Here is a 23391-nt window from a genome sequence, read left to right on the forward strand (position 1 = left end):
GTTTGGCTCGCCGCCAGGCCGCGGACAGGGCAGCCGTAGCGGCAGCAGGGCGCTCGCCATACTCTGCGTATGCGCCCACGCCTGTCACGGCGGTCTGGTCGAGTGACCGGCGAGCTGCCGCTTACACGCCGAACAGATTCAACTTTGCGTACTGCAACAACATGATCGTCTTCCCGTCGACGATCTCGCCGTGCCCGACCATCGCCAGTGCTTCGTCCACCGGCAGTTCCAGCACCTCGATATCTTCGCCTTCGTCGGCAATCCCGCCGCCCGCGCCGACCTTGGCCACCGCATCGTATTCCGCGACGAAAAAGTGCAGCTTTTCCGTTACCGAACCCGGACTCATGAAGGCTTCGAACACCTTGCGCACCTCATGCACGCGATAGCCGGTTTCCTCTTCGACTTCGGCGCGAATCCGCTCCTCAGGCGAGGCCGCCTCCAGCAGGCCCGCCGGTGCCTCGATCAGCATGCCGTGATGGCCATTGACGAAGGCCGGCAGACGGAATTGCCTTGTCAGCACGACCGTCCGGCGGCGCGCGTCGTACAGCAGCAGCGTCGCGCCGTTGCCGCGGTCGTAGGTTTCGCGGCTCTGGCGTTGCCAACTGCCATCCGCGCGCTGGTAGTCAAAGGTGGTTTTCTTCAGCACATACCAGTCGTCCGATAGCACTTTCACGTCGACAATCCGTACCCGCCCGGCGATTTCGTTCATGGCTCACATCCTGTCCTGTTGGGAAACGCGGTCTGCACCGCATGCAATTTATGGTATCGTGCAGTATCGTGCAAAAACAAGAAATTTCGTGCAAATTGCCAAATTGCTTCCAGGACCGCCGCCGTGCTTACATCGCAAAGAAAACAGCTGATCCTTGAGGCGCTCAAGCGTGACGGCCAGGTGATCGCCAAGGCCTTGAGCGTGGAGTTCGACGTCTCTGAGGACACCATCCGCCGCGATTTACGCGAGCTCGCTGCCGAAGGGCAACTTCAGCGCGTGCATGGGGGGGCGTTGCCGGCGTCGCCAGCAACAGTGGATCTCGCCGGGCGCGAGCGTATCGAATCGGCGTCGAAAGCGGCAATTGGCCGGGCGGCAGCGGGCATGATCGCGCGGGGGCAGATTGCGTTCATCGACGGCGGCACAACCGCCGTGCAACTGGCGCGTCATCTGCCGCGCGACTTGCGGGCGACGATCGTCACACACAGCCCGAGCATCGCCGTTGAACTGGCGGAGCACACGGAGCTCGAGGTCATCATGATCGGCGGGCGCCTGTTCCGGCATTCAATGGTCAATGTCGGTGCTGCCGCTATTGAGGCACTCAGCCACATTCGCGCCGACTTCTACTTTATGGGCGTGACCGGTATACATCCGCAAGCGGGCCTGAGCACCGGCGATATAGAGGAGGCCTACATTAAACGTGCACTCTCGGAACATGCGGCTGAGACGGTGGTGCTGGCATCGGCGGAGAAATTCAATGCGGCCTCAGCGTACAAGATTGCGGACGTGACTGCGGCAAGCACGATCGTCGTCGAGCGGAACACGCCGGAAGCGCATACGGCTCCGTTCGAGGCATTGGGCATCACGATCTTGCGTGCTTAGTTTTGCGTTATAACCTCGTCACCATAACGCTTCATCGTAATCTCACGTGCCTGGTTAATCGATATAAACTCGATTTTATAACGATCCATACCCGATCCGTTATTTTCGAGATAGAAGACAAAAAATGACGCACCGTGTGTCTAAACAGCGAGATAATCCGGCCCCTTGCCCTCTGTAGGGCAGGGAAAAGGCAACTCACGGTAGTTCAAGGTAAATCAGATCGACTGCGACATCGCCGACGTGATGTCCGCTGCACGCCGCCGGCATGCCCGGGGGCGCACGTAAGCGCCCGCGGTTCGAACACCTCCCTCGTGGTTAACAGCAGTTCAGCGCAGGTCCGTCGCGTGTAATCTAGTATGCGGCCGCGCCGGCCTGTGTTCCGCGTCCGTCCTGCTATCGGGTTGCCGCTGTGTTCACTAAAGGAGAAGTCCATGGGGAAACTCGACCTTTCGCGTCGTAGTTTTCTGAAGGCCAGCGTGTTGGCGGGGGTGTCGGTATATATCGCGCCGATGGGTAGCCGCGCATTCGCTGCGTTGTTCGAAGACAAAATTCTGACGCCGGTTCAGTGGGACGCCGCCAACGGTCAGGCGAAATTCCGAATCGACGGCCTTGCCAAAGTGACCGGCTCGAAAGTGTTCGCGCGCGACGTCCGCGCCACCGACATGCCGCACTGGCCACAGCAGCAGTCGCACGCCTTCATCCTGCGCACGACGCAAGCCGATCGCAGCTACGAAGGTTTCGATCTCACGCTGCTCGGCGACGAACTGAAGCCTGATCGCGTGGTCACGGCGGACGATCTGACGCGCGACGGCCTGATCTTCCCGGCCTTCTACGGCGACGACATGTTGCTGCCGCCGGGCAAGACGCCCGCGTATCTTGGCCAGGCGGTCGCGATCCTGATCTATCACGACTTCGCGCGCTTCCGCTTCGCGAAAGACAAACTGAAGTTCCAGGATCAGATCATCCGTTACGGCGCGCAAACGGGGCCGCTCGAACGCGATCCGTGGGGCACGTTCCGCTTCGTGCGCGTCGGCGGCAAGACGCCCTATGACGACGATGTCTTCTCCAGCCTGAAAGATGCACCGGTGTTCCCGAGCATGATGCGTAAGCACCAGCCGGTGTGGCCGGACGGTGTCGAACACGGCAAGCTCGACGAGCAGGGCATGTTCTATGCCGGACAGATGCAGCAGGAACTGGATCATCCGTCGGCGGACTGGCTGGTGATGGAGCGCGAGTACAACACGCAGTCGATCGACACCGCCGCGCTCGAACCCGACAACGCGAACTGCTGGTACGACGCCGCGACGCAATCGCTGCACATGGTCGTGCCGACCCAGGCGCCGTCCGAGGTCGCGGACAGCGCAGCCGGCATGGTCGCGAAGTGCGCGTTCCCGGTGAAGAACCTGTTTATCCACCCGTGCTACACCGTCGGCTATGGATCGAAGGACCACTTCAACGTGCCGTTCTACGGCCTCGTCTGCGCGATGTATGCGGACGGCCGTCCGGTGCGTCTCGCCAACGATCGCTACGAGCAGTTCCAGACGTCCTTGAAACGCCACGCGTTCAAGATGAACTACCGGATCGCGGTCGATAAGAACACGGGTCTGCTGCAATCGTTCAAGGCCGCGATGGAAGCGAACGGCGGCGGTCGTTGCAACTTCTCGCCGTCGGTGGCGATGGTCGGCGCGACCGCTGCGCAATCGATCTACTACTTTCCGAAGAACGATCTCTCGGCCGTGGCGATCGCCACGCGCGCGATCGACGCCGGTTCTGCACGCGGTTACGGCACGCTGCAAAGCATGGCCGCGACCGAAATGATGATCGACGAAATGGCCGCGCAACTGAATGTCGATCCGATCGACTTCCGCCTGAAAAACGCGCTGCGTTCAGGCATGAAGAACACCCAGGGCGCTGTGCCCGCGGGAGCGATTCGTGTCGACGATGTGTTGCAGAAGGCGAAGGTTCATCCGCTGTGGGTGAATCGCGCGAAGCGTAAAGCGGAGTTCGAAGCGGCGCATCCTGGCACGCGTTACGGGGTCGGTTTTGCCTGTGTGCAAAAGGACTTCGGCACGGGCGCGGAGACTTCGTTTGCGAAGGTCGAGTTCAGCGCCGACGGCAAGATCAGCCTGCAGCATACAGCTGCCGAAATCGGCACCGGCATGTCGACTTCGCAGGCGGTCGCGGTCGCGAAGTGGCTCGGCATGCCGGCCACCGACGTGCACGTTGCGATCACCGATTGGCCCGATCTGCCGGTCGTCACGAGCGGCGACCCGTACATGATGTCGCAATCGGACCAGGACAAGCTGGCCGCGAATCCGCGCTGGTCGCCGGGTTATGCGTCGCCTTCGAGCGCGACGAATTCGGCGTTCTACTTCACGCACAGTACGCGTGAAGCAGCACGGGTCGTTTTCTCGCACGGCTTGTGGCCGGCGGCGATGGCGATCTGGAGCCAGGGCGGCGGCGGTGGTCAAGCCGCGCCGCTGGTGGTGCGCATCGAGGACGCGCGTTGGGTCGACGGCAAGCTGTCCGCGGCGGGGCTCGAAGCGCTGCCGTTCGAACAGCTCGCGAAGAAGGCGCACGAGTTGGGTCTGGTAACGGGCGCGACGGTGCACGTGTTCAATCGCTGGCAATGGACCGAGTCAGACTTCGAAATCGACGGCAGCGTCGAGCGCCTGCCGCTCGATGGCCTTGCGCTTCGATATGGCGACAACGCTTCGGCCGATAAAAAGAAACTGCAAACCACTGCGAACCATTATCGCGTGCTTGATCGTCAGCGCGTGTTCTATCCGCCGGTTCAGCGCAACAACGCGGCGGTCACGTACTACAGCGCGGTCGGCACCCTGGTCGAATTGTCGGTACATGAAGCGAGCGGCAAGGTGAATGTGCTCGCGCATCACTCGATCATGGAATGCGGCAATCAGCTTTCGCCGCAACTCGTGTCGGGCCAGTTGCAAGGCGGCCTCGCGATGGGTATCGGCCACGCATTGCACGAGTATCTGCCGCTCTATGAAGACGGCCCCGGCAACGGTACGTGGAACTTCAATCGTTACCAGTTGCCGCGCGCAACCGACGTCGCCGTCTGGACCCAGACCGGCGAAGTGCTGCCGCCGCTGACCGATACCGATCCGCCGAAGGGCATCGCCGAAGTGGTGATGATTCCGGTGGTCGGCGCCATCGTGAACGGTATCGCGCACGCGATCGGACATCGCTTTACCGACCTGCCGGTCACCCCGCAACATATTCAGAAGGTGCTCGCATGACGGCCCCCACTCAAACTCCCGCCAGCGCCGCGAGCGGCGTTAACCCGGCCAGCGCTGTTGCTGCTTCAGGCGCTGTCGCCACTGCTTCCGCTGCTTCCGGCTCTGCTGCTGCGTCCGCCGGCGTTCCTGCCAGCGCGCCGGCGGCAACGGTGGTCGAGCGTCCGTTGACGCATTTCCGCACGCTGCCGGTGTCGATCAAGGTGAACGGCGAGATCGTCGGCCCGACCGACGTGCCCGCCGGTCTGATGATGATCGATTACCTGCACGAGTATCTGCACCTGACCGGCTCGCGCCTCGGCTGCGGTCAGGGCATCTGCCACGCGTGCGTCGTGATCGTCGACAAGCCGGACGGCACCAGCGAAGAAGTGCGCACCTGCATCACGGGCGCGAATTTCTTCAATGGTAAAGCCATCCGCACGATCGAAGGCCACGCCAAGCGCAACGAAGCAGGCGAGGTCGTCGAACTGTCGCCGATCCAGCAGAAGTTTCTCGAGCACTTCAGTTTTCAGTGCGGCTACTGTACGCCCGGGTTCGTCAATGCGGCGACGGTGCTGATTGAGCGTCTGAAGCGTCAGCCGGTTGCCAAAGACAAGGTCGAGCAAACCATCACCGAAGCACTGAACGACCATATCTGCCGCTGCACGGGCTACGTGCGCTACTACGAAGCCGTGAAGGACGTCGTGATGACGACGCCCGGCCTCGTGAAGGACGCCGCATGATGAGCCCCTCGATGAATGTGCGTCGCGCGCTGCTGTTGCTCGGCACGGCTGCTTTGCTAAGCGCTTGCGGCAAGCAGGACAACTCCGCCGCAGCGATGCAGGCCGCCGCCGCAATGGGCCCGCAATCCACCGCCGCCGATCCGCTCGCGCGCGGCCGTTACCTCGTCAAAGCCGCCGACTGTGCCGCCTGCCACACCACGTCGGACGGTGCGCCGTTCGCCGGCGGCGTGAAGCTGGCCTCGCCGTTTGGCACCTTTTACGGCACCAACATCACGCCGGACAAGGATCACGGTATCGGCAACTGGAGCGCGGACGATCTGTACAAGGCGCTGCACGACGGCGTCGCTGCGAACAAGCAGTTGTATCCGGCCATGCCGTACACGTCTTACCGCCAACTGTCACGTGCGGATAGCGATGCGATCTACGCGTATCTGATGGCGCAGAAGCCGGCAGCCGTGGCGAACCACGAACCGGAGTTGTCGTTCCCGTTCAACATGCGTTTTGGCGTGCGCTTCTGGAACTGGGTCTTCCTGAAGGACACGTTGCCGGACGCATCGACAGGGCAATCTGCCGACTGGAACCGCGGACGTTATCTGGCGAGCGCGCTCGGTCATTGCGCCGAATGCCATACACCGCGTGGCAAGTTCGGTCAGCTCGATGGAGCGAAGCCGCTGACGGGCGCGGCGCTCGGCCGGATCGCCGCACCGGACATCACGCCGCATGGTTTGGCGGCGCGTGGCTGGACGGCTACCGACCTGCAGACGTTCTTCGCCACGGGCATTGCACCGCAAGGTTCGGCCTTCGGCGAGATGTATCCGGTCGTGCATCTGAGCAGCCAGTACATGACGCATGACGATCTGCGCGCGATGTCGACGTATCTGCTCGGCGACCAGGCGCCAGCGCCGCAACCGTTGCAATCGGTCTCCGCCGATGCCGCGCAACTCGAGGCGGGGCGTAATGTGTATCTCGCGGTGTGTGCCGGCTGTCACGGCCTGGGCGGTGAGGGCAAGCCGCACGTCGCGGTGCCGATGCATGCCAACTCGACGGTGCGTCAAGGCGATGCGCACAACCTGATCGTGGCGATGCTCGACGGCATTGGCGCGCAGGATTTTCCGGGCCTCGAAAGGATGCAGGACATGCCGGGCTTCGCCGCGCAACTCAGCGACACGGAACTCGCGCAGCTCGCGAATTATCTGCGCGCGAGTTATGGCGGCCAACCTGCCGACGTGACGGCGGATGCGGTGAAAGCATTGCGATGAGCCATGCCATGCGTCGGGGCGCTGCAACCTTGGCGTCGGGCGTTATGTAAGAAAGAGCCGGTGCCGTCAAAGGTGCCGGCTTTTTTTATACATGTGCTGCCAGTGAACTCACGCGTCATGACTTGCTCAAACGGTATCGCGCCGCTACCGCCCGGCGGCGCGCGCTACGTTTCGCCGTAGACCAATCTGATGCCCTTCACGGAGACTTCATGAGTAATCTCGCAACGCAGACTCTTCCGCATCATAGTGACCCTCATTCGCTGGGCGCGCCGCTGGCTTGCGTACAGGGCACGATCAGCAAGGTGTTCCTCAACCCGGAATTTCACCACGCCGCTGAGCACCAGCAATTCGTCATCAAGATCAACACGGTCGTGAAGTTCGAAGGCGGAACGCAGAACCTGGTCGGCACCGAAGTATTCGTCGCCGTGCGCTACGGCGATAGCGAAGGGCTCGCGCAGCAAATCCCCGGACTGCAAGTCGGGCAGCCGATCGAGGCGCAAGGCGAATACATCGCCGAAGCCAGCGCCTATCCCACCGCCGACAACAACAATCCCGTTCTGCCGGTGCTGCACTTCACCCATCACCCGGTCGGCTACGTGCAGTATCAAGGTCATACCTACAGCTAGGTCAGGCCGGTCGCTGCGAGCCGGGCGGGCGCACGCCTGTCCGCCCGCTCGCCTGCCCATGTCCCCATCCTTGCTCATCGTCTCGAGTACCGGCAATTCAAGTTTTCGCAACGTTTTGCCGATAAGCAAACGTTGGCTTCCGGTCGTCCGGCGGCGCAGCCGTTTACGAGCCTTTGCTGGTTGCACACACAACTGTGTCTGCAACACCGTGCGTAAGGTTTGTATCAAAACGTGTGGGGCGGGACGTTTTTTGCAAAACGCACTTTACAATTCCGCGTGAATTTTAATCGGTAATCTGGCCCTTTTCGCGGGAGATCGCCTGTTATAGGGCATCCGGGCATCCGGCGTCCGGGCATATGGGAAGGCGAAAAGGATTGGGTTGGACGGCAGGGCACGAGTGGGCGCCGCACGAGGCGGCCTCGCTGTGTCGCGAAAGAAAGCAGCGCTTCGTCAGAACGCGCGCATCGCACGTGACAGGGCAGCACTCGGTCCGCCAATAAAAAAGCAGGAGTCGAATATGTTGGGAAAGCGTTTCGACAGAACAATGATGGCCAGTCTGGCTGGCGTGTGGGTCGCGCTGGCGGTCAACGGTTGTGCGAATGTGGGACAGCAGGGCGCGCAAACTGGCGCGGCATCGGCTGCGTCCGGTGTGCCGGCAGCGGCTGCAGCACCGGCTTCCGATGCGATCGCAGGTCCGTCGGCCCAGCTCAGCGCTGACGATGGCACGCCGCTTAAAAAGGCGCCGCCCCTGGTGTATCGCGTCAAGCGTGGCGACACGCTGGCGCGCATCGCGCAGCATCATCATTGCACTGTCAGGCAGTTGCAGGCGTGGAATGGCCTCAAGTCTTCCTCGCGGTTGAAGCACGGACAGGTGCTGCGCGTCGCTTCGCCGGAAACGGTGCGGGCGGTGAATGCGGCCAACGCGGCAGCCGCCGCTGCGAAAGCTGCAGCAGCGTCCGCGCCCGCTGTTCCCCTCGCCGCGCAACAGGCGTCCGCGGCAGCCAGCGCGCAGGCATCGGCTCAGTCCGCCGCGCAATCACCGGCGCCCAGCGCCGCCGAGGTGCGCGAAGTCGCGCGGGAGACTTCCCGGCATGCGAACGGCGTGTCGTTGGCATGGCCTGCGGGTGGCAGCGTCGTCGAAGCTTTCCAGCCGGGCGAAACGCGCGGCATCGAAATCAGCGGCAAGGCGGGCGATCCGGTGCGGGCCGCGGCCGACGGCAAGGTGATGTACGCCGGCACGGGGCTAAATGGCTACGGCAGTCTGATCATCGTCCAGCACAACAAGGACTTTCTGACCGCCTACTCGCATAACCGCAAGCTGCTGGTCAAAATCGGCGACATCGTGCGGCAAGGCCAGCAGATTGCCGAGATGGGCGATGAAAACAACTCGCGCGTCTCCGTGGGCTTTGAGCTGCGCCGCGACGGCAAGCCGATCGATCCGATGCCGTATTTGCCGCAGGGCCGTGGCTAGGCTCGTGGTTAGGCCTGCAGTTAGGCACTAGCCGGCGATTTTCGTGCCTTCTACACCAGCAGCGCCCCCGGTCAGTCATTGACCGGGGGCGCTGCCTTGTCACATCCACGCGTCCTGGATCCGGTAAGGAACCGGTCGGCCATCGGCTGCGTCTTCAATCGAACCACCGCAACGCCGCCGCAACGATCGCTTCGGGTGCATCTTCCTGCAGCAGATGACCGGCCTTGGGCACTGCCTGAAAGCGCGCCTCGGGTATGACTGCCGCCAGTTGCCGGCCGCGCTCGAGCGGAATCCACTGGTCGTCTTCGCCCCACAGGATTTGCGTCGGGCAACGCATCTGCGAATAACGTGTTTCGACCGCGTCGGTGTAGCGCTGATCCATTTGGGCGATCTGTCGGTAGAACGCGGCTTGTCCCGTTGCGCCGAGCCACGGCGTCACATAAGGCGCGAGTTCCTCATCCGGAATGTCGCGTGCGATGGCGCCGCGCACGTATGCCTTCACCACCGCTTCGTGGATGTACGGCGGCAGCCCGGCGAAGGCCGCGCCGTGTTCGCGCACGTGCTGCACGAACGGCGAACCCCATGGCGCGACGGCAACCGGATCGATCAGCGTGAGGCTGCGATAGTCGCACCCGTCAATGAGATGCGCGCGCAGGGCAGTCGCGCCGCCAAAATCGTGCGCGATGACGTCCGGATTCGTCAGTTGCCAATGCACGAGCAATTCCGCGAGCAACACGTTCTGCACGCCGAGCGAGACGTCCTGAGCGTCGCGTTGCTCGGATTGGCCGTAGCCAAGAAGATCGTAGTAATACACGGTGCGAACTTGCGCGAGATGTGGGGCGATGCGATGCCACACATACGAAGAAAACGGTGTGCCATGAACCAGCACCAGCGGCGGGCCGTTGCCGGTCACGCGAAAACGCACGGTTTGATGACGGAACGTATAGCTTTCGGGAAGCGGCCAGTTTTGCATGGTGATGAGCGTCGCGAGAAAGTCTGCTTACCTTAGCAGGGCGCGCCAAAGCGCGCTGACCGGCTTGTCGTAGCATTCTCAGAAAGCCTCCCGCAAAAGCTCACCTTTGATTTATTCCGCAAAGCCAGGCAAATTCAACAGAGTGTGACTCGCGGCGTCGCCGGATTGAACGGTGAGCTGCGCAGATCGCGCGCACCGTTACGAAACAAGAATAAATCACCTTGAAATAAGGTGTTTTTTTGTTGGCTGGATTCGGGAAGCCTGGTAATCGTAGAGGACGCGTCGATTCGTTATTCAACGAAACGACGCATGATCGACCAAAGCGTGCGCGTGGCAAGGGTGAGCGAATTCGGGAGCCGAAGGCGCAATCAATACCGGATGCCGCGCTCCACCACAGCGACGGCCTCCGGCTAACGCTAACGAAGCGCCAGGCGAAGTCACCGGCCGCCGGCTACTTCGCTTCAGCGCTGCGCAGCAATTGCGAGACCTGCCCGTGGTGGTGCAGGATCGCCGGGTCCGCTTGCAGGAGCGGCAAGTAGCGCGGCAGGAACGCGTTGTCGGGCTGGTCGGGAGAAAAGAGGCCAGTCACGGCTTCGACTGCGGCGAGCCGGTCGGCGGCCTCCGCTTCCTTGTCGTCGAGAATCTCGTCGACATTTGCGATCACCGTGGAGAGCGGTGTGAGCCAGCGGAACGCCGAGCCGTTGATGAGCACTTGCAGGAAGGCCGCCGGCGTCACGGGGCCGAATTCCTTTTCGTACGACGCGCGTTCGTGATCGAGAATCGCCTTATGCAGCGCCAATAGCGGTCTGCGAATCTCCGAGAGGAATTGAGTGCATTGCTGGTCGTTCATCGTGCCGCTCCTTCGGATAGTCATGCCGGATCAAACCGGGCGATCAGGTGAAGCCAGATCCATGCTAACAAAATCGCTCGAGGATGCCTCAATAAGAATGAGGCGGGGACGCGACAGGCGCCGGCTCAAGCCAATACGACAATGGTAACGCATTGATTTGAATATCGTTTCACTTCCAACAAAGGCGGCGCTACGTTTCTTTTCGCGCGGACACGCTGCGGACATGGGCGCGCTGTCAGCGAACTTCTTTATCCACGACTACAATTTCCCGATCCCTTCCAGCGCACTCGCGCTGCGCCTGATCTACTGTAGTCATTGAACTGTAGCCGCATTGCCTATTAGCACGGCTTGTCGAATAAACAGGGCAAGTCTTTGCGTTTTGGTTCGACGTCTCTGTCTAAACAGCCTCACAAACAATAAACCCCACTCGGAGCCGCCCATGACAACGTTCAACATAAACGGCCAGACTCTTACGGTCGACGCGCCGCCGGACATGCCCCTGTTGTGGGTGTTACGCGACCTTGTCGGCTTGACCGGCACCAAGTTCGGTTGCGGCATTGCCCAATGCGGCGCGTGCACCGTGCATCTCGATGGCGTCGCGGTGCGCTCGTGCGTGCTGCCGGCGGCAGCTGTCGGCGACAGGAAAATCACCACCATTGAAGCGGTCGGCAACACGCCGGCCGGCCAGAAGGTGCAGCAGGCGTGGCGTCAACTGGATGTTGTGCAATGCGGCTACTGTCAGTCGGGGCAGGTGATGTCGGCGGCTTCGCTGATCGCGAGCAATCCCAACCCGACTGATGCGGATATCGACGCCGCCATGGCCGGCAACATCTGCCGCTGTGGGACGTACAACCGCATCCGCGCGGCGATCAAGCAAGCCGCGAAGGGGGCCTGACATGTCCCAGGGATTGCTTGATGCACAAAACGGCGCACAGCCGTCGAAGGGCGGTGCAGGGGGTATTTCGCGCCGCACTTTTCTGAAGTTCGGCGTGACGATCGGTGCGGCGGCAGGCGGCGGCTTGCTGCTAGGCTTCAGCATGCCGGCTGTCAGTCAGGACCAGAAGGCCGGCAAATCAGTGATCGGCGGCGATGGGGATGAGGCGCCGCAAACGGGCGTATTCGCGCCGAACGCCTTCATCCAGATCGACACGGCGGGGAAAGTCACGCTGGTGATTCCGAAGGTCGAGATGGGGCAAGGCGTCTATACGTCGATCCCGATGCTGATCGCCGAAGAGCTCGAAGTGCCGCTCGAATCGGTCACGCTCGATCACGCGCCGCCGAACGAAAAGCTCTTCATGGACCCGTTGCTCGGCGGCCAGCTCACCGGCGGTTCGACGTCGATCCGCTACGCCTGGGAGCCGATGCGCCGTGCCGGCGCGACCGCGCGCACCGTACTGATCAGCGCTGCCGCGCAGCAATGGCAAGTCGATCCGGCAAGCTGTCATGCAGAAGCCGGTCAGGTGATTCATGTGGCCAGCAACCGCAGCGTCGGTTACGGACAGTTGGTGAACGCCGCGGCGAAACTGCCCGCGCCGCAGAACGTGCCGTTGAAAGACCCGAAAGACTTCAAGCTGATCGGCACCGCGGTCAAGCGCCTCGATTCGCCGGAGAAAGTGGACGGCACGGCTATGTTCGGACTGGACGTGCGCGTGCCCGACATGGTCTACGCGGCCATCGCGAATTGCCCGGTGTTCGGCGGCACGCTCGCCAGCGTCGACGATACCAACGCGAAGAAGATTCCCGGCGTGCGCCAGGTCGTCAAGCTCGATAACGCCGTCGCCGTGATCGGCGATCACACGTGGGCCGCCAAACGTGGTTTGCAGGCGCTGGATATCAAATGGAACGAAGGCGCGGGCGCGCAGATCGGGATGAAGCAGATCGTCGACGATCTCGCCAATGCGTCGCAGCGCAACGGTGCGGTGGCGCGTAAAGACGGTGACGTGAACAACGCGTTTTCAAACGCGAAGACACGCGTCGACGCGGTCTATCAGCAACCGTTCCTCGCGCACGCCACGATGGAGCCGATCAACTGCACGGTGCACGTGCGGCCCGACGGCTGCGATATCTGGCTTGGCTCGCAAGTGCCGACGCGGGTGGTGGATGCGGCGGTTGCCGTCACCGGTTTGCCCGCTGACAAGATCGTGGTGCACAACCATCTGATTGGCGGTGGCTTTGGCCGGCGGCTCGAGTTCGACATGGTCACGCAGTCGGTCAAGATCGGCAAACAGGTGTCGACGCCGGTGAAGGTGCTGTGGACGCGCGAGGAAGACATCCAGCACGACATGTACCGGCCGTACTACTACGACAAGATCTCCGCCGGACTCGACGCGAACGGCAAACCGATAGCATGGCAGCACCGGATTGTCGGCTCGTCGATCATGGCGCGCTTTGCGCCGCCGGCTTTCCAGCATGGGCTCGACCCCGATGCCGTGGAGGTGGCCGCGGACCTGCCGTACGACCTGCCGAATCAACTGGTCGACTATGTGCGGCAGGAGCCGCATGCGGTTCCCACCGCATTCTGGCGCGGCGTGGGGCCGACGCGCGGGACCTTCGTGGTCGAGAGTTTCATCGACGAACTCGCCGCGCAGGCGAAAGTCGATCCGGTCAAATACCGTCAGGATCTGCTGGGCAAAACGCCGCGCGCGCTGAACGTGCTCAATACCGCCACGCAGGCGGCGAATTGGGGCAGCGCGGTGCCGAAGGGCCAGGGGCGCGGTGTTTCGGTGATGCATGCGTTCGGCAGCTTCTTCTCGATGGTCGTCGACGTGGCGGTCGATCAGGGCGAGGTCGCCGTCAAACGTGTCGTGTGCGCGGTCGATTGCGGGATGGTGGTGAATCCCAACACGATCGAAGCGCAGGTGCAGGGCGGCATCATCTTCGGCATCACGGCTGCGCTCTATAGCGAGATCACGATCAAGGACGGCCGCGTGGAGCAGAACAACTTCACCGACTACCGGATGCTGCGGATCGGTCAAGCACCGCCTATCGAGGTGCATATCGTGAAGAGCAGCGAGGCGCCAGGCGGCATTGGCGAGCCGGGCACGGCGGCGCTCGCGCCCGCGCTGACGAACGCGATTTACGCGGCCACCGGCAAGCGGCTGCGGCAATTGCCGGTCGGCAGCCAACTGCAAACCGCCTGAGCCTGACTGGAGCCCAACATGAACAACACACTCAAGGGATTCGGTGCGGCGCTGTGCGTGGCGTTACCTTTCCTGACGCAAGCCCCGGCGCAAGCAGCGGATCAGGCACTGGTGCAGCGCGGCGCCTATCTGGCGAAGGTCGGCGATTGCGTCGCCTGTCATACGGCGCCGAAGGGCAAACCGTTCGCGGGCGGCCTGCCGATGACCACGCCAATGGGTCAGATCTACACCACCAACATCACGCCGGATCAGCAAACGGGCATCGGCAATTACACGGAAGAGGACTTTGCGACAGCGATGCGCGAAGGCGTCGCGAAAGACGGTCACAACCTGTATCCGGCGATGCCGTATCCGTCGTATGCGAAGGTCAACGACGACGACATGAAGGCGCTGTATGCGTACTTCATGAGCGGCGTGGCGCCGGTGCAGCAGGCGAACCGCGAGCCGGACATCAAATGGCCGTTGAACATGCGCTGGCCGTTGAAGTTCTGGAACATGGTGTTCCTGGAGAAGGGTGTCTATCAGGACAAGCCGGGCAAGGACGTCGCGTGGAATCGTGGTGCGTACCTGATTCAGGGGCTCGGGCACTGCGGCTCGTGTCATACGCCGCGCGGCATCGCGTTCCAGGAGAAGGCGCTGGATGAAAGCGGCAACGCGTTCCTGACTGGCGGACTGCTCGACGGCTGGTTCGCGGCGAACCTGACCGGTGAGCACAACGTCGGGCTGGGGCGCTGGAACGATCAGGACCTGCAGGCGTTCCTGAAAACCGGTGCCAATCGCCATGCTTCGGCATTCGGTTCGATGACCAGCGTGATCAACAACAGCACGCAGGGCATGAACGATACTGACATCGCCGCAATGTCCACGTACCTGAAGTCGCTACCCCCGGCAGGCGGCAGTGGCGCGCCGCCTTATAAATACGATCCACAGGCGACGAAGGTGTCCCTGAACCGTCCCGCGAACGATGCGGGTGCGCGTGTTTATACGGCGTACTGCATGCACTGCCATGGCGTCGACGGACGCGGCTTTGCGCCGATGCTGGCGCCGCTGGCGGGGAATCCGAACGTGCTCCAGAAGGATCCGTCGTCGCTGATTAACGTGACGTTGAACGGCACGGGGGATCTGGTGATCGACGGCATCCCCGCGCCGTATCCGATGCCGAAGTACGCGCTGGTGCTCAACGACCAGCAGATCGCCGATGTTCTGACCTTTGTGCGGGCCGGGTGGAATAACGGTGGGCCGGCAGTCACGCCGGGTGAGGTGGCGACATTGCGGAAGTCGACGCAGGCGGCGAGGTAGTCAAATCGCAGTGGCAATGAAAAAGCGGCAACCGGATGAAACGGTTGCCGCTTTTTTTGGGGGAATGCGTCTGGGCGCTACTCAGCGTTTCCGGAACCGTTCAGTGCGGCAAGGAATCGATCGATCGCAGCAAAGAACAGCCAACGGCAAGTCAGCGGTGCTGCCCCACCTTCGCACGTTTCTCCAGCACGCGCGCATACCAGGTCAACGGGAAACACATCGCGAAGTAAATCATCGCGACCATGCCGTAGATCGGGAACGGGCGGAATGCGGCGTTCGTAATCATCGTGCCGGTCTTGGTCAGTTCCGTGAAGCCGATGATCGACGCGAGCGCCGTGCTTTTCACCACCTGCACGAGGAAGCCGACCGTCGGCGCCACGGCGATCTTCAGCGCCTGCGGCCAGATGATGTAGCGCAATTGCTGGCTGAACGTCATGCCCAGACTCGCCCCCGCGGCCCACTGACCACGCGGCACGGCTTCCACGCAACCGCGCCAGATATCGACCAGATACGCGCTGGTGTAAAGCGTCAGCGTGACAGTTGCCGCAACCCAGGGCGAAACATCGACGCCCAGCAAGGGCAGGCCGAAGAACGCCAGAAAGAGCTGCATCAGCAACGGCGTGCCCTGAAACACTTCCACATACACCACGACGATCCGTCGCAGCCAAGGCAAGGGCGACACGCGCATCGCGAGCAGAATCAGCCCGACAACGCCGCCGCCGGCAAACGCGATCAGCGACAACAACACCGTCCAGCGGGCGGCGAGCAACAGATTGCGGGCGATATCCCACAGCGTGAATTCGACCATGATCAACGCTCCGTCGGCAGAGTGCGGGCGCCGCGCCACATCAGGCGGGTGCGCCAGTTACGCGGCGCGCTGTCGCTGCCGCCGCGAGCCGCGCGACCCGCGAAGAGGTTGCGGCCCAGCCGGTTCATGAGTTGCCGTAACACGATCGACAACACCAGATACGTCGCGGTGATGATCACGTAGCTCTCGAACGAGCGGAAGTTGCGCGACTGGATGAAGTTGGCTGCGTAGGTCAGATCGGGCACCGAGATCTGCGAGACCACCGCCGAGCCGAGCATCACGATCAGCACCTGGCTCAGCAGCGCGGGAAATACGTTGGCGATCGCCTGCGGCAGCACCACGTAGCGAAACACTTGCCGTCCATGCAGGCCGAGTGCTTGCGCCGCCTGCACCTGGCCGCGCGGAATCGAATCGATGCCGGCGCGCACGATCTCGATCGCATAGGCGCCGAGATTGACGGTCATCGCCAGAATCGCGGCCTGTACCTCGTCGATATGAATGCCGAGGCTCGGCAAGCCGAAAAAGATGAAGAACAACTGCACGATGAAGGGCGTGTTGCGGATCAACTCGACGTAAGTCGCGACCACCCAGCGCGCCCACTTCGGTCCGGCCACCGCGATGCTCGCGCCGCCTATGCCGACGAGACCGCCGAGCACGGTGGACACGGCGGTGAGCCCTAGCGTGACGGCGACGCCGCGCGCGAGCAACCCCGCATAGAGGCCGAAGCCGCTGAAATCGAACGCATAAGTCATGGCGTGGCGCTCATCGTGAGGTCAAACTCCGGCGTGGACCGGTCTGCCGGTCCACGCAATAAAGGTTCAGAGGTCGGCCGGCAGCGGCGCACGCAGCCATTTCTGCGAAATCGCGTTCATGGTGCCGTCCTTGCGGGCCTTGGCAATCGTTTCGTCGACTTTCTGCTTCAGACGCGGCTCGTTCTTGTTCAAACCGACGTGGTCCGGTGAGCTGAACAGCGCGAATTTCTGCTCCGGATCGTTCGCCGGATGACGCGCGAGAATGGTTGCGCCGACGTCGTTGCCGACTACCATCAACTGTACCTGACCAGAAAGAAACGCCGAAATTGCGCCGTTAGGATCATCGAACCTTTTGATGTTCGCCGTGGGCGGTGCGATCTTGGTCACGCTCAGGTCTTCCAGCGTGCCGCGTGCGACCGAAATCGACTTGCCGGCGAGGTCGGCGGCGTTCTTCACGGGCAGCGTTTTCGGACCGAAGACGGCGAGGTAGTAGGGCGCGTAAGGCTGCGAGAAGTCGATCACCTTTTCGCGTTCAGGCGTCTGACCGACTGAAAGCAGCATGTCAGCTTTGTGGTCGGCGAGGTAGGCCATGCGGTTGTCGCCGGTCACCTGCACCAGTTCGACCTTGGCGTTGAGCGCCTTGCCGATCAGGTTGGCGACGTCGATGTCGTAGCCCATCGGTTTCATGTCCGGGCCGATCGAGCCGAACGGCGGATAGTCCTCGAATACGCCGATGCGGACCGTGCCGGACTTGGCGATGCTGTCGAGCGCATCGGCATGCGCGGCAGACGGAAAGGCGCACAGTGCGCCGAGGCCGGTGAAGGCGAGCGTCGCGGCGAGGGTGGCAAAGACGCGGCGTGCGTTCGATTGGGCAACGTGGGGTTGATTCATGGTCTTTCCTCTGTCGAAAACTCGGTCTTGGAATAAGGTGCTGCGAGCGCTTTAGTACAGTGCTTCATTGGCGTACCGCAGTGACACGCTTCACGGCGCGTTTCAATGCGCCGCGCGGGCAGCGATCAGTTTGCACGCGTGCGGTGGCAATTCCGCGAGCACCGGCATGCCGAGCGCCAGCCCCGGCGTTTCGCGTGGCGTGGTCGCGGCAGTCAGCGTGAAGCCCGCGCAATCGATCGTCGCTTCGAGCGACGCCCCTACGTCGCGGATAAAAGTCACGGTACCCGCGAGCCGGTTCGGCCCTGCATCGGCAGACGCCGATTTGACGCACACGTCCTCCGGCCGGATGAGCAGACGGATATCGCTGTTGGACTCCGGCATCCGTGCCGGTTGCGCAACGGCAATGCGCCTTCCGCCCGGCAGACTAACGCCGCCCGTGCCGTCGTAGGTGACCGGCAGGATGTTACCGAGCCCGATGAAGTCAGCGACGAATTCGCTGACCGGGTCGCGATAAATATCGAGCGGTTTGCCGACTTGCGCAATCCGGCCTTTCTCCATCACGACGATTTCGTCGGCCATCGTCATCGCTTCGCGCTGGTCGTGCGTGACCATGATCGTCGTGATGCCGAGACGCTGTTGCAGGAGGCGAATCTCGACCTGCATCGCTTCGCGCAGCTTGGCGTCGAGCGCGGAGAGCGGTTCGTCGAGCAGGAGCAGTTTCGGTTGCGATGCGATTGCGCGGGCAATCGCCACGCGTTGCCGCTGGCCGCCGGAGAGTTGCGTGACCGGCCGGTTCGCCATGTGCGGCAACTGGATCAGCTCCAGCAATTCGGCGACGCGACGCGCTTGGGCGTCTTTCGCGGTCTTGCGCAACTTGAGCGGATACGCGACGTTCTGCGCGACCGTCATATGTGGAAACAGCGCGAGCGACTGAAACACCATGCCGAAGTCGCGCTGGTTGGCGGGCAGACGCGTGATGTCGCGGCCAGCGAAGTTGATGCTGCCCGAACTCGGCGTTTCCAGCCCGGCGATCATCCGCAATAGCGTGGTCTTGCCGCAACCGGACGGCCCGAGAAAGCACACCAGCTTGCCGTCGGGCACGCTCAGATCGACGCTGTCGACGGCATAGGCCGCGTTGAAGCGCTTGGTCACGGCCTGCAAGGTCAGATGGGTCATCGAATGCTCCAGCAAAAAGACGTCAACGCAGCGCGAATCGAAAGGGCGCTCAAAGCGCCACCCCTTCGTCGCCGATCAGCTTTTCGAGCAGCCAGATCAGCGCGAAGTCGATCGCGACGATGAATACGGCGAAACAGAACACGGTCGGATCGAGCGACGACACCGTGCGGCTGTAGAGCCACACCGGCAGCGTCATCGTGTCGATGCCGTACAGGAAGAACGTCACTGTGAATTCGTTGAACGAGATGATGAACGCGAACAGCATGCCGGCGAGAATGCCTGGGCGCATGAGCGGCAGGATCACGTCGATCAGCGCGCGGCTCGGGCTCGCGCCCATCACGCAGGCCGCTTCCTCGAACTCAGGTCCGATCGAGGCCACCGACGCCGCGCAATTTTTCACGGTGAACGGCAGCGCCAGAATTACATGCGCGATGATCAGGCGGAACACGCCGAGTTCGACCGGCAGCACGTTGAATACCAGTAACAGCGACAAGCCGAGCATCACCAGCGGATAGACGAGCGGCAACGCCACCAGTTGTTCGACCGCGGGTTTGCCGCGAAAGCGGTAGCGGCTCAGTGCGTACGCGGCGGGCACCGAGACGAGCGTGGCGATGACCATCGTCGAGAGCGCGACGGTCAGGCTCGTGCTGAGCGCGGCGCCCATGGAGAGCGAGTCGCTTGCATCCGGCGAGACGAAGCTGTGCCACGCCGCACGGTACCAATGCAAGCCGTAGGCGTGCGGTGGGAATTCGAGCGTGTCGGCGGCGCTGAACGACATCGTGATCATTGTCAGGATCGGCAGCGCGGCGAGGAACAGCACGATGGCGGCGAGCAGCGCAGTCGCCTTGCCGAGCTGGCCGGGCATGGTGGTTGGCAAACGCGGCAGAAGCGGTGAACGCGGGGGACGCGTCAGGCGCGGAGTCTGGATCGGCGTGCTCATGCGTGAGGCTCCTCGGCAAGATGTTGCGTCCGGCGCACGAGGCGCTGCGACAACGCCATCACGGTGAGCGTCGCGATCATCAATACGACGCCCGATGCGGAAGCGGCAGGCCAGTTCAGCAAGGGCGCGACCTGGTCGTGGACCAGCACGGCGAGCATCGGCACGCGGCGTCCGCCGAGCAGCAGGGGCACGGCGAAGGCGCTGGCGTTGTAGGCGAACACGAGCAGGGCGCCGGACACGAGACCCGGCATGGCGAGCGGCAGCAACACGTGACGCAGCGTTTGCCAACGCGTTGCGCCGAGCGTGGCTGCGGCTTCTTCATACGAGCTCGAGACCGCGCGCATCGCGCTCGACAAGGGCAGTACGGCCAGCGGAAACGCTGTCTGAATCAAACCGAGCAACACGCCGTGTTCGCGATACAGCCACATCACCGGGCGGTCGACGAGGCCGCTGCCGAGTAGCGCGTGATTGAGCAGGCCGGCTGGGCCGAGAATGATCAGCCAGCCATAACCTTGCAGCAGCAGATTGACGAGCAAGGGCAGCAGCACGCCCGCCAGCAACAGCCGCCGCGCCATTCGCGACTGGGTGCGCGCCATCGCCAGGGCGACGGGGATGGCCAGCAGCACCGCGCAAACCATGCTTTGGAACGCGAGCTTCAACGTGAGCCACAACGACTTCAGGAAATAGCCGTCGAGGAGGTCGGCGTAGTTTTGCAGCGTGAAGCCGTGCCATTCATTGCCTTGGGTGCCGAAGCTCATACGGAGCACGACGAGCGCTGCCGCGCCGAGTATGGCGAGGAATAGCAGGATCGGCGCGAGCAGAAGCCACGGACGCGCTTTCGCGAGTGCCGTGGACGCCGGGTCGTCCGGCGCGCCGGATGTGGTGCCGGGGGTGCCGGCCGTGCCGGAAGCTGCGCCCGACGCATCACCCGATGCGTCACCCGACCCAGCGTCCGACGCCGACGAGGCACGCCGCGAAAAGCGCGCGGGCATCGTGGTCATGCCGCGAAGATCTCGGTGTAGCGCTTGATCCACGCCGCTTGCACCGCGGCGAGCGACTTGTCGTCGTGCAGGACAGCTTTCTCGGCAATTTGCTGCGGGCTCGGTACGAACGCGCGGCTCTCGGCGGGAATCACCGCTTTCGAATTGACCGGGCCGTTCAGCACGTCGGCAGCCATGCGGCCTTGCACGCCGGCATCGAGCGAATGGTTGATGAAGGCGTGGATCAGATCGCTGTCAGCCGGGTGCGACTTCGGGATCACCGTGAACATGAGCTGCGTGGCGAAGCCTTCCTTCATGCCGTAGGTCACGCCCATTTTGTATTCGGGCTTGCGGATCTGGTCGGGGAAAAAGGCCGGCGAGTAGATGCCGCCGATATCGAGCGAACCGGTGCGGAACAGATCGGCCACCTGGTTCGGATTCTCGCCGAGTGTCATCACTCGATCCTTCAGTTCCAGCAACTTCTTGAAGCCGGGCTCGATGTTCTGTTGCGAGCCACCGTTCATCTTGGCGGCGATGATCGCGAGGTCTACGGCTTCGGCCCATTCGGGCGGCGGCAGGAACAGGCGTCCGGCGTACTTCGGGTCCCACAATGCTTCGTACGAAGACGGTGCCGTCTTGACCGTCGACGTGTTGTAGATCAAACCGTCCGACCACAGCAGATAACCGACGCCGAAGCCGCTCGCACCCGTGCGGTATTGCGGCGCGACGTCTTTCAGGTTCGGCAGCTTGTCGAGATCGGGTTTCATCAGCAGGCCCGCGTCACCGAGACCCGCCGCGCCGACGCCGGCCAGCGTGATGACGTCGTACGTGGGGCGATCGCCCGCGGCCTTGACCTTGGCGACCATGCCGGAGGTGCCGTCGGCGCGGTCGGCGATCACCTTCGCGCCGGTCTTCGCCATGAACGTGGCTGCGATGTTGCGCAATGCAGCGGCGCCGGTGTCGTCCGACCAGGTCAGCAAGCGCAGCGTCTTGCCTGAGAAGTTGTGCTCTTGCGCTCGCAGATTGACGAACGGCATCGGCAACGTGGACGCCGCGAGTGCCGCGCCGATCGCCTTGATGGCCTGCCTTCTACCCCGTTTGATCTCTTGCATGGCGGTCTCCTGTGTTGAACGCCTGTTGCCTGGTGAGTGTCGCTCTGACCGCTGCCGCTGCCGCTGCCGCTGCCGCTGCCGCTGCCGCTGCCGCTGCATCGCCCATGTGCGCTGCCTGCCGTACTCAACTTCAAGTACTCAACCCCTCAAGTACCTAAACTCACGCGATACCGGATGCGTTGCGTGTGGATGCACTCTAGGTTTGCCAAAATCCCCCAACAAACGAAATATGCGCATGGAGCGCATGACGGAATCTCATGGGCTGGTTGTCGTGTGGCGCTAGCGGCGGCTTCGCTGCGATCCGTGGGAACGCCAATCCAGTGGTGTATCGGGGTTAACGTCCATGATTGTTTTGCGCGTGGGACCTGCGCGGAGGTATGAGGAAAGCTCGGTTCTGGTGCGGTGTCCGGGAGGATTTGCCCTGAGTCGGTGCACGCGGGTGTGCCTGGCGGGAATCGATGGCAGGGTCATGAGCGAAATGCATGCGCGTTTGCCACGCGTAACGCGTGCAGGCATTTCTGATCGCGTATCCTGTGGGCTTAATGGGCGCGACGGCACGCAACGCCGTCTACCCACGCAATGATTTTTTCTGATTCCCGACTGGACTCATCCCGATGCGACGTCTCCCGCCGCTCAACGCGCTGCAGATTTTCGAAACTGTCGCACGGCATCGCAGCTTTACGCGCGCCGCCGACCATCTTTGCCTGACGCAAGGCGCCGTTAGCCGGCAAATCATCGCGCTCGAGGATTACTACAAGTTTCCGCTCTTCAAACGCCATGCGAAGGGGCTGACGCTGACCGCCGAAGGCGAATTGCTGCTGCCGGCCGTGAAGGAGAGCTTCGCGCGTATCGAGGAGATATCGCTGCGCCTCACGCGTCAACGCACCGATCTCGCACTGAAGGTGCCGACCTGCGTGATGCGCTGGATGCTGCCGAAGATCATGCGTTTCCAGGCCGAGTATCCCGAGTTGCACGTCCAGATCACGACCACCTGGCAGCACGACGTCGACTTCCAGCTCGAGCCGTTCGATGCGGCGATCATCTATGGTTCGTCGCCGGGTGTGGACGTGCAGGCGGTGCCGTTGTTCGAGGAGCGTCTGACACCGGTGTGCGCGCCCGATCTGCTGAAAGACAAACCGTTGGATGAGGTCGCGGATCTGGTGCGCCACACGCTGCTGCATCCAACACGTGATCACCGCGACTGGAAGATGTGGCTCGCCAAGGTGACCGAGGTGGATGCGACGAATACTCAAGGTATCGACGCCGAACACGGCCCGAGCTTCGACACGCTCGACATGGCGACCAACGCCGCTTTGCAGGGCTTCGGTGTCGCCATTAGCGACCTTGCCCTGATCGACGAAGACGTCGCGGCCAAGCGCCTTGTGCGACCGTTCGATACGGTGCTCAAGACCGGCTGGCGCTATTACTTCGTGTATCCGGATTCAGTCGCGCATCAGCAGAAGCTGAATCTGTTTCGCGACTGGATCGCGGCGCATTGGGAGGAGTAGGAGAGGAGCCCGTTGTTTGGCTAGCGCACGGGCCCCAAG

The 23391-nt window shown here is 62.6% G+C and carries 20 protein-coding genes; 10 read left to right on the forward strand and 10 right to left on the reverse strand.

All coding sequences use genetic code 11. The features are described from left to right. Nucleotides 1-121: 121 nt before the first annotated feature. Complete coding sequence (locus tag PQQ96_RS05110; protein WP_408289631.1) at nt 122-709, reverse strand: NUDIX domain-containing protein; 588 nt, start codon at nt 707-709, stop codon at nt 122-124. A gap of 123 nt (nt 710-832) precedes the next feature. Here PQQ96_RS05110 and PQQ96_RS05115 point away from each other — a divergent pair, with 123 nt between their 5' ends. The 6 genes from PQQ96_RS05115 (at nt 833) to PQQ96_RS05140 (ending at nt 8923) form a co-directional block, all read left to right on the forward strand. Beyond that, the gene (locus PQQ96_RS05115) at nt 833-1588 is read left to right on the forward strand and encodes a DeoR/GlpR family DNA-binding transcription regulator (RefSeq protein WP_408289634.1); all 756 of its coding nucleotides are present in this window, start codon (nt 833-835) and stop codon (nt 1586-1588) included. A gap of 431 nt (nt 1589-2019) precedes the next feature. Beyond that, complete coding sequence (locus PQQ96_RS05120) at nt 2020-4848, forward strand: xanthine dehydrogenase family protein molybdopterin-binding subunit (RefSeq protein WP_408289636.1); 2829 nt, start codon at nt 2020-2022, stop codon at nt 4846-4848. Beyond that, complete coding sequence (locus tag PQQ96_RS05125) at nt 4845-5567, forward strand: (2Fe-2S)-binding protein (RefSeq protein WP_408289639.1); 723 nt, start codon at nt 4845-4847, stop codon at nt 5565-5567. Before PQQ96_RS05120 ends, PQQ96_RS05125 begins: the two co-directional genes overlap by 4 nt. Further along, the gene (locus tag PQQ96_RS05130) at nt 5564-6826 is read left to right on the forward strand and encodes a c-type cytochrome (RefSeq protein ID WP_408289642.1); all 1263 of its coding nucleotides are present in this window, start codon (nt 5564-5566) and stop codon (nt 6824-6826) included. The genes PQQ96_RS05125 and PQQ96_RS05130 overlap by 4 nt, the downstream gene beginning before the upstream one ends. Before the next feature lie 209 nt (nt 6827-7035). Next, nucleotides 7036-7452 (forward strand): hypothetical protein, encoded by a 417-nt coding sequence (locus PQQ96_RS05135; RefSeq protein ID WP_408289645.1) that lies wholly within the window; start codon nt 7036-7038, stop codon nt 7450-7452. Between the two features lie 520 nt (nt 7453-7972). Next, a complete protein-coding gene (locus PQQ96_RS05140) occupies nt 7973-8923 on the forward strand; it encodes a peptidoglycan DD-metalloendopeptidase family protein (protein ID WP_408289758.1) in 951 nt (316 codons plus the stop codon). 154 nt (nt 8924-9077) lie between these two features. On the opposite strand, the gene PQQ96_RS05145 is transcribed toward PQQ96_RS05140, so the two are convergent. Continuing rightward, nucleotides 9078-9896, reverse strand: coding sequence for an alpha/beta fold hydrolase (locus PQQ96_RS05145; protein ID WP_408289648.1), 819 nt, complete (start codon nt 9894-9896; stop codon nt 9078-9080). Between the two features lie 451 nt (nt 9897-10347). After that, nucleotides 10348-10746, reverse strand: a complete 399-nt coding sequence (locus PQQ96_RS05150) for a hypothetical protein (protein ID WP_408289651.1) — start codon at nt 10744-10746, stop codon at nt 10348-10350. 439 nt (nt 10747-11185) lie between these two features. Here PQQ96_RS05150 and PQQ96_RS05155 point away from each other — a divergent pair, with 439 nt between their 5' ends. The 3 genes from PQQ96_RS05155 to PQQ96_RS05165 are packed head-to-tail and all read left to right on the forward strand — an operon-like array spanning nt 11186 to nt 15185. Continuing rightward, a complete protein-coding gene (locus PQQ96_RS05155) occupies nt 11186-11641 on the forward strand; it encodes a (2Fe-2S)-binding protein (protein WP_408289654.1) in 456 nt (151 codons plus the stop codon). Between the two features lies 1 nt (nt 11642). Then, nucleotides 11643-13886 (forward strand): xanthine dehydrogenase family protein molybdopterin-binding subunit, encoded by a 2244-nt coding sequence (locus PQQ96_RS05160; RefSeq protein WP_408289656.1) that lies wholly within the window; start codon nt 11643-11645, stop codon nt 13884-13886. Nucleotides 13887-13904: 18 nt separating this feature from the next. Then, nucleotides 13905-15185 (forward strand): c-type cytochrome, encoded by a 1281-nt coding sequence (locus PQQ96_RS05165; protein ID WP_408289660.1) that lies wholly within the window; start codon nt 13905-13907, stop codon nt 15183-15185. 151 nt (nt 15186-15336) lie between these two features. Here PQQ96_RS05165 and PQQ96_RS05170 read toward each other — a convergent pair whose 3' ends face one another. From PQQ96_RS05170 to PQQ96_RS05200, 7 genes are all read right to left on the reverse strand, one after another. Further along, nucleotides 15337-15993: an amino acid ABC transporter permease gene (locus PQQ96_RS05170; protein WP_408289663.1), complete on the reverse strand. Its 657-nt coding sequence runs from the start codon at nt 15991-15993 to the stop codon at nt 15337-15339. A gap of 2 nt (nt 15994-15995) precedes the next feature. Continuing rightward, the gene (locus PQQ96_RS05175) at nt 15996-16745 is read right to left on the reverse strand and encodes an amino acid ABC transporter permease (protein WP_408289666.1); all 750 of its coding nucleotides are present in this window, start codon (nt 16743-16745) and stop codon (nt 15996-15998) included. Nucleotides 16746-16811: 66 nt separating this feature from the next. Next, on the reverse strand, nt 16812-17636 hold the full coding sequence (locus PQQ96_RS05180; RefSeq protein WP_408289668.1) for a transporter substrate-binding domain-containing protein: 825 nt from the start codon (nt 17634-17636) through the stop codon (nt 16812-16814). Nucleotides 17637-17738: 102 nt separating this feature from the next. Further along, nucleotides 17739-18812, reverse strand: coding sequence for an ABC transporter ATP-binding protein (locus PQQ96_RS05185; RefSeq protein ID WP_408289671.1), 1074 nt, complete (start codon nt 18810-18812; stop codon nt 17739-17741). A gap of 49 nt (nt 18813-18861) precedes the next feature. Next, nucleotides 18862-19752 carry an ABC transporter permease gene (locus PQQ96_RS05190; RefSeq protein ID WP_408289673.1) on the reverse strand — a complete coding sequence of 297 codons (891 nt, stop codon included), beginning with the start codon at nt 19750-19752 and terminating at the stop codon, nt 18862-18864. Continuing rightward, nucleotides 19749-20744: an ABC transporter permease gene (locus tag PQQ96_RS05195; RefSeq protein WP_408289760.1), complete on the reverse strand. Its 996-nt coding sequence runs from the start codon at nt 20742-20744 to the stop codon at nt 19749-19751. Before PQQ96_RS05195 ends, PQQ96_RS05190 begins: the two co-directional genes overlap by 4 nt. Before the next feature lie 5 nt (nt 20745-20749). After that, entirely contained in the window at nt 20750-21844 is a 1095-nt protein-coding gene (locus PQQ96_RS05200; RefSeq protein WP_408289675.1) for an ABC transporter substrate-binding protein, read from the reverse strand. Nucleotides 21845-22458: 614 nt separating this feature from the next. Between PQQ96_RS05200 and PQQ96_RS05205 the strand changes: the two genes are divergently transcribed. Next, nucleotides 22459-23352 (forward strand): LysR substrate-binding domain-containing protein, encoded by an 894-nt coding sequence (locus PQQ96_RS05205; RefSeq protein WP_408289677.1) that lies wholly within the window; start codon nt 22459-22461, stop codon nt 23350-23352. The last annotated feature ends 39 nt before the right edge of the window (nt 23353-23391 follow it).

Source organism: Paraburkholderia sediminicola (genome assembly GCF_046027825.1).
GTDB lineage: Bacteria > Pseudomonadota > Gammaproteobacteria > Burkholderiales > Burkholderiaceae > Paraburkholderia > Paraburkholderia sediminicola_D.

Coding starts and splice junctions, on each gene's coding strand:
- PQQ96_RS05175 (WP_408289666.1), bottom strand. CDS start 16,745: ATGACTTATGCGTTCGATTTCAGCGGCTTCGGCCTCTATGCGGGGTTG.
- PQQ96_RS05190 (WP_408289673.1), bottom strand. CDS start 19,752: ATGAGCACGCCGATCCAGACTCCGCGCCTGACGCGTCCCCCGCGTTCA.
- PQQ96_RS05150 (WP_408289651.1), bottom strand. CDS start 10,746: ATGAACGACCAGCAATGCACTCAATTCCTCTCGGAGATTCGCAGACCG.
- PQQ96_RS05185 (WP_408289671.1), bottom strand. CDS start 18,812: ATGACCCATCTGACCTTGCAGGCCGTGACCAAGCGCTTCAACGCGGCC.
- PQQ96_RS05145 (WP_408289648.1), bottom strand. CDS start 9,896: ATGCAAAACTGGCCGCTTCCCGAAAGCTATACGTTCCGTCATCAAACC.
- PQQ96_RS05155 (WP_408289654.1), top strand. CDS start 11,186: ATGACAACGTTCAACATAAACGGCCAGACTCTTACGGTCGACGCGCCG.
- PQQ96_RS05110 (WP_408289631.1), bottom strand. CDS start 709: ATGAACGAAATCGCCGGGCGGGTACGGATTGTCGACGTGAAAGTGCTA.
- PQQ96_RS05165 (WP_408289660.1), top strand. CDS start 13,905: ATGAACAACACACTCAAGGGATTCGGTGCGGCGCTGTGCGTGGCGTTA.
- PQQ96_RS05170 (WP_408289663.1), bottom strand. CDS start 15,993: ATGGTCGAATTCACGCTGTGGGATATCGCCCGCAATCTGTTGCTCGCC.
- PQQ96_RS05195 (WP_408289760.1), bottom strand. CDS start 20,744: ATGCCCGCGCGCTTTTCGCGGCGTGCCTCGTCGGCGTCGGACGCTGGG.
- PQQ96_RS05130 (WP_408289642.1), top strand. CDS start 5,564: ATGATGAGCCCCTCGATGAATGTGCGTCGCGCGCTGCTGTTGCTCGGC.
- PQQ96_RS05180 (WP_408289668.1), bottom strand. CDS start 17,636: ATGAATCAACCCCACGTTGCCCAATCGAACGCACGCCGCGTCTTTGCC.
- PQQ96_RS05205 (WP_408289677.1), top strand. CDS start 22,459: ATGCGACGTCTCCCGCCGCTCAACGCGCTGCAGATTTTCGAAACTGTC.
- PQQ96_RS05125 (WP_408289639.1), top strand. CDS start 4,845: ATGACGGCCCCCACTCAAACTCCCGCCAGCGCCGCGAGCGGCGTTAAC.
- PQQ96_RS05200 (WP_408289675.1), bottom strand. CDS start 21,844: ATGCAAGAGATCAAACGGGGTAGAAGGCAGGCCATCAAGGCGATCGGC.
- PQQ96_RS05120 (WP_408289636.1), top strand. CDS start 2,020: ATGGGGAAACTCGACCTTTCGCGTCGTAGTTTTCTGAAGGCCAGCGTG.
- PQQ96_RS05160 (WP_408289656.1), top strand. CDS start 11,643: ATGTCCCAGGGATTGCTTGATGCACAAAACGGCGCACAGCCGTCGAAG.
- PQQ96_RS05135 (WP_408289645.1), top strand. CDS start 7,036: ATGAGTAATCTCGCAACGCAGACTCTTCCGCATCATAGTGACCCTCAT.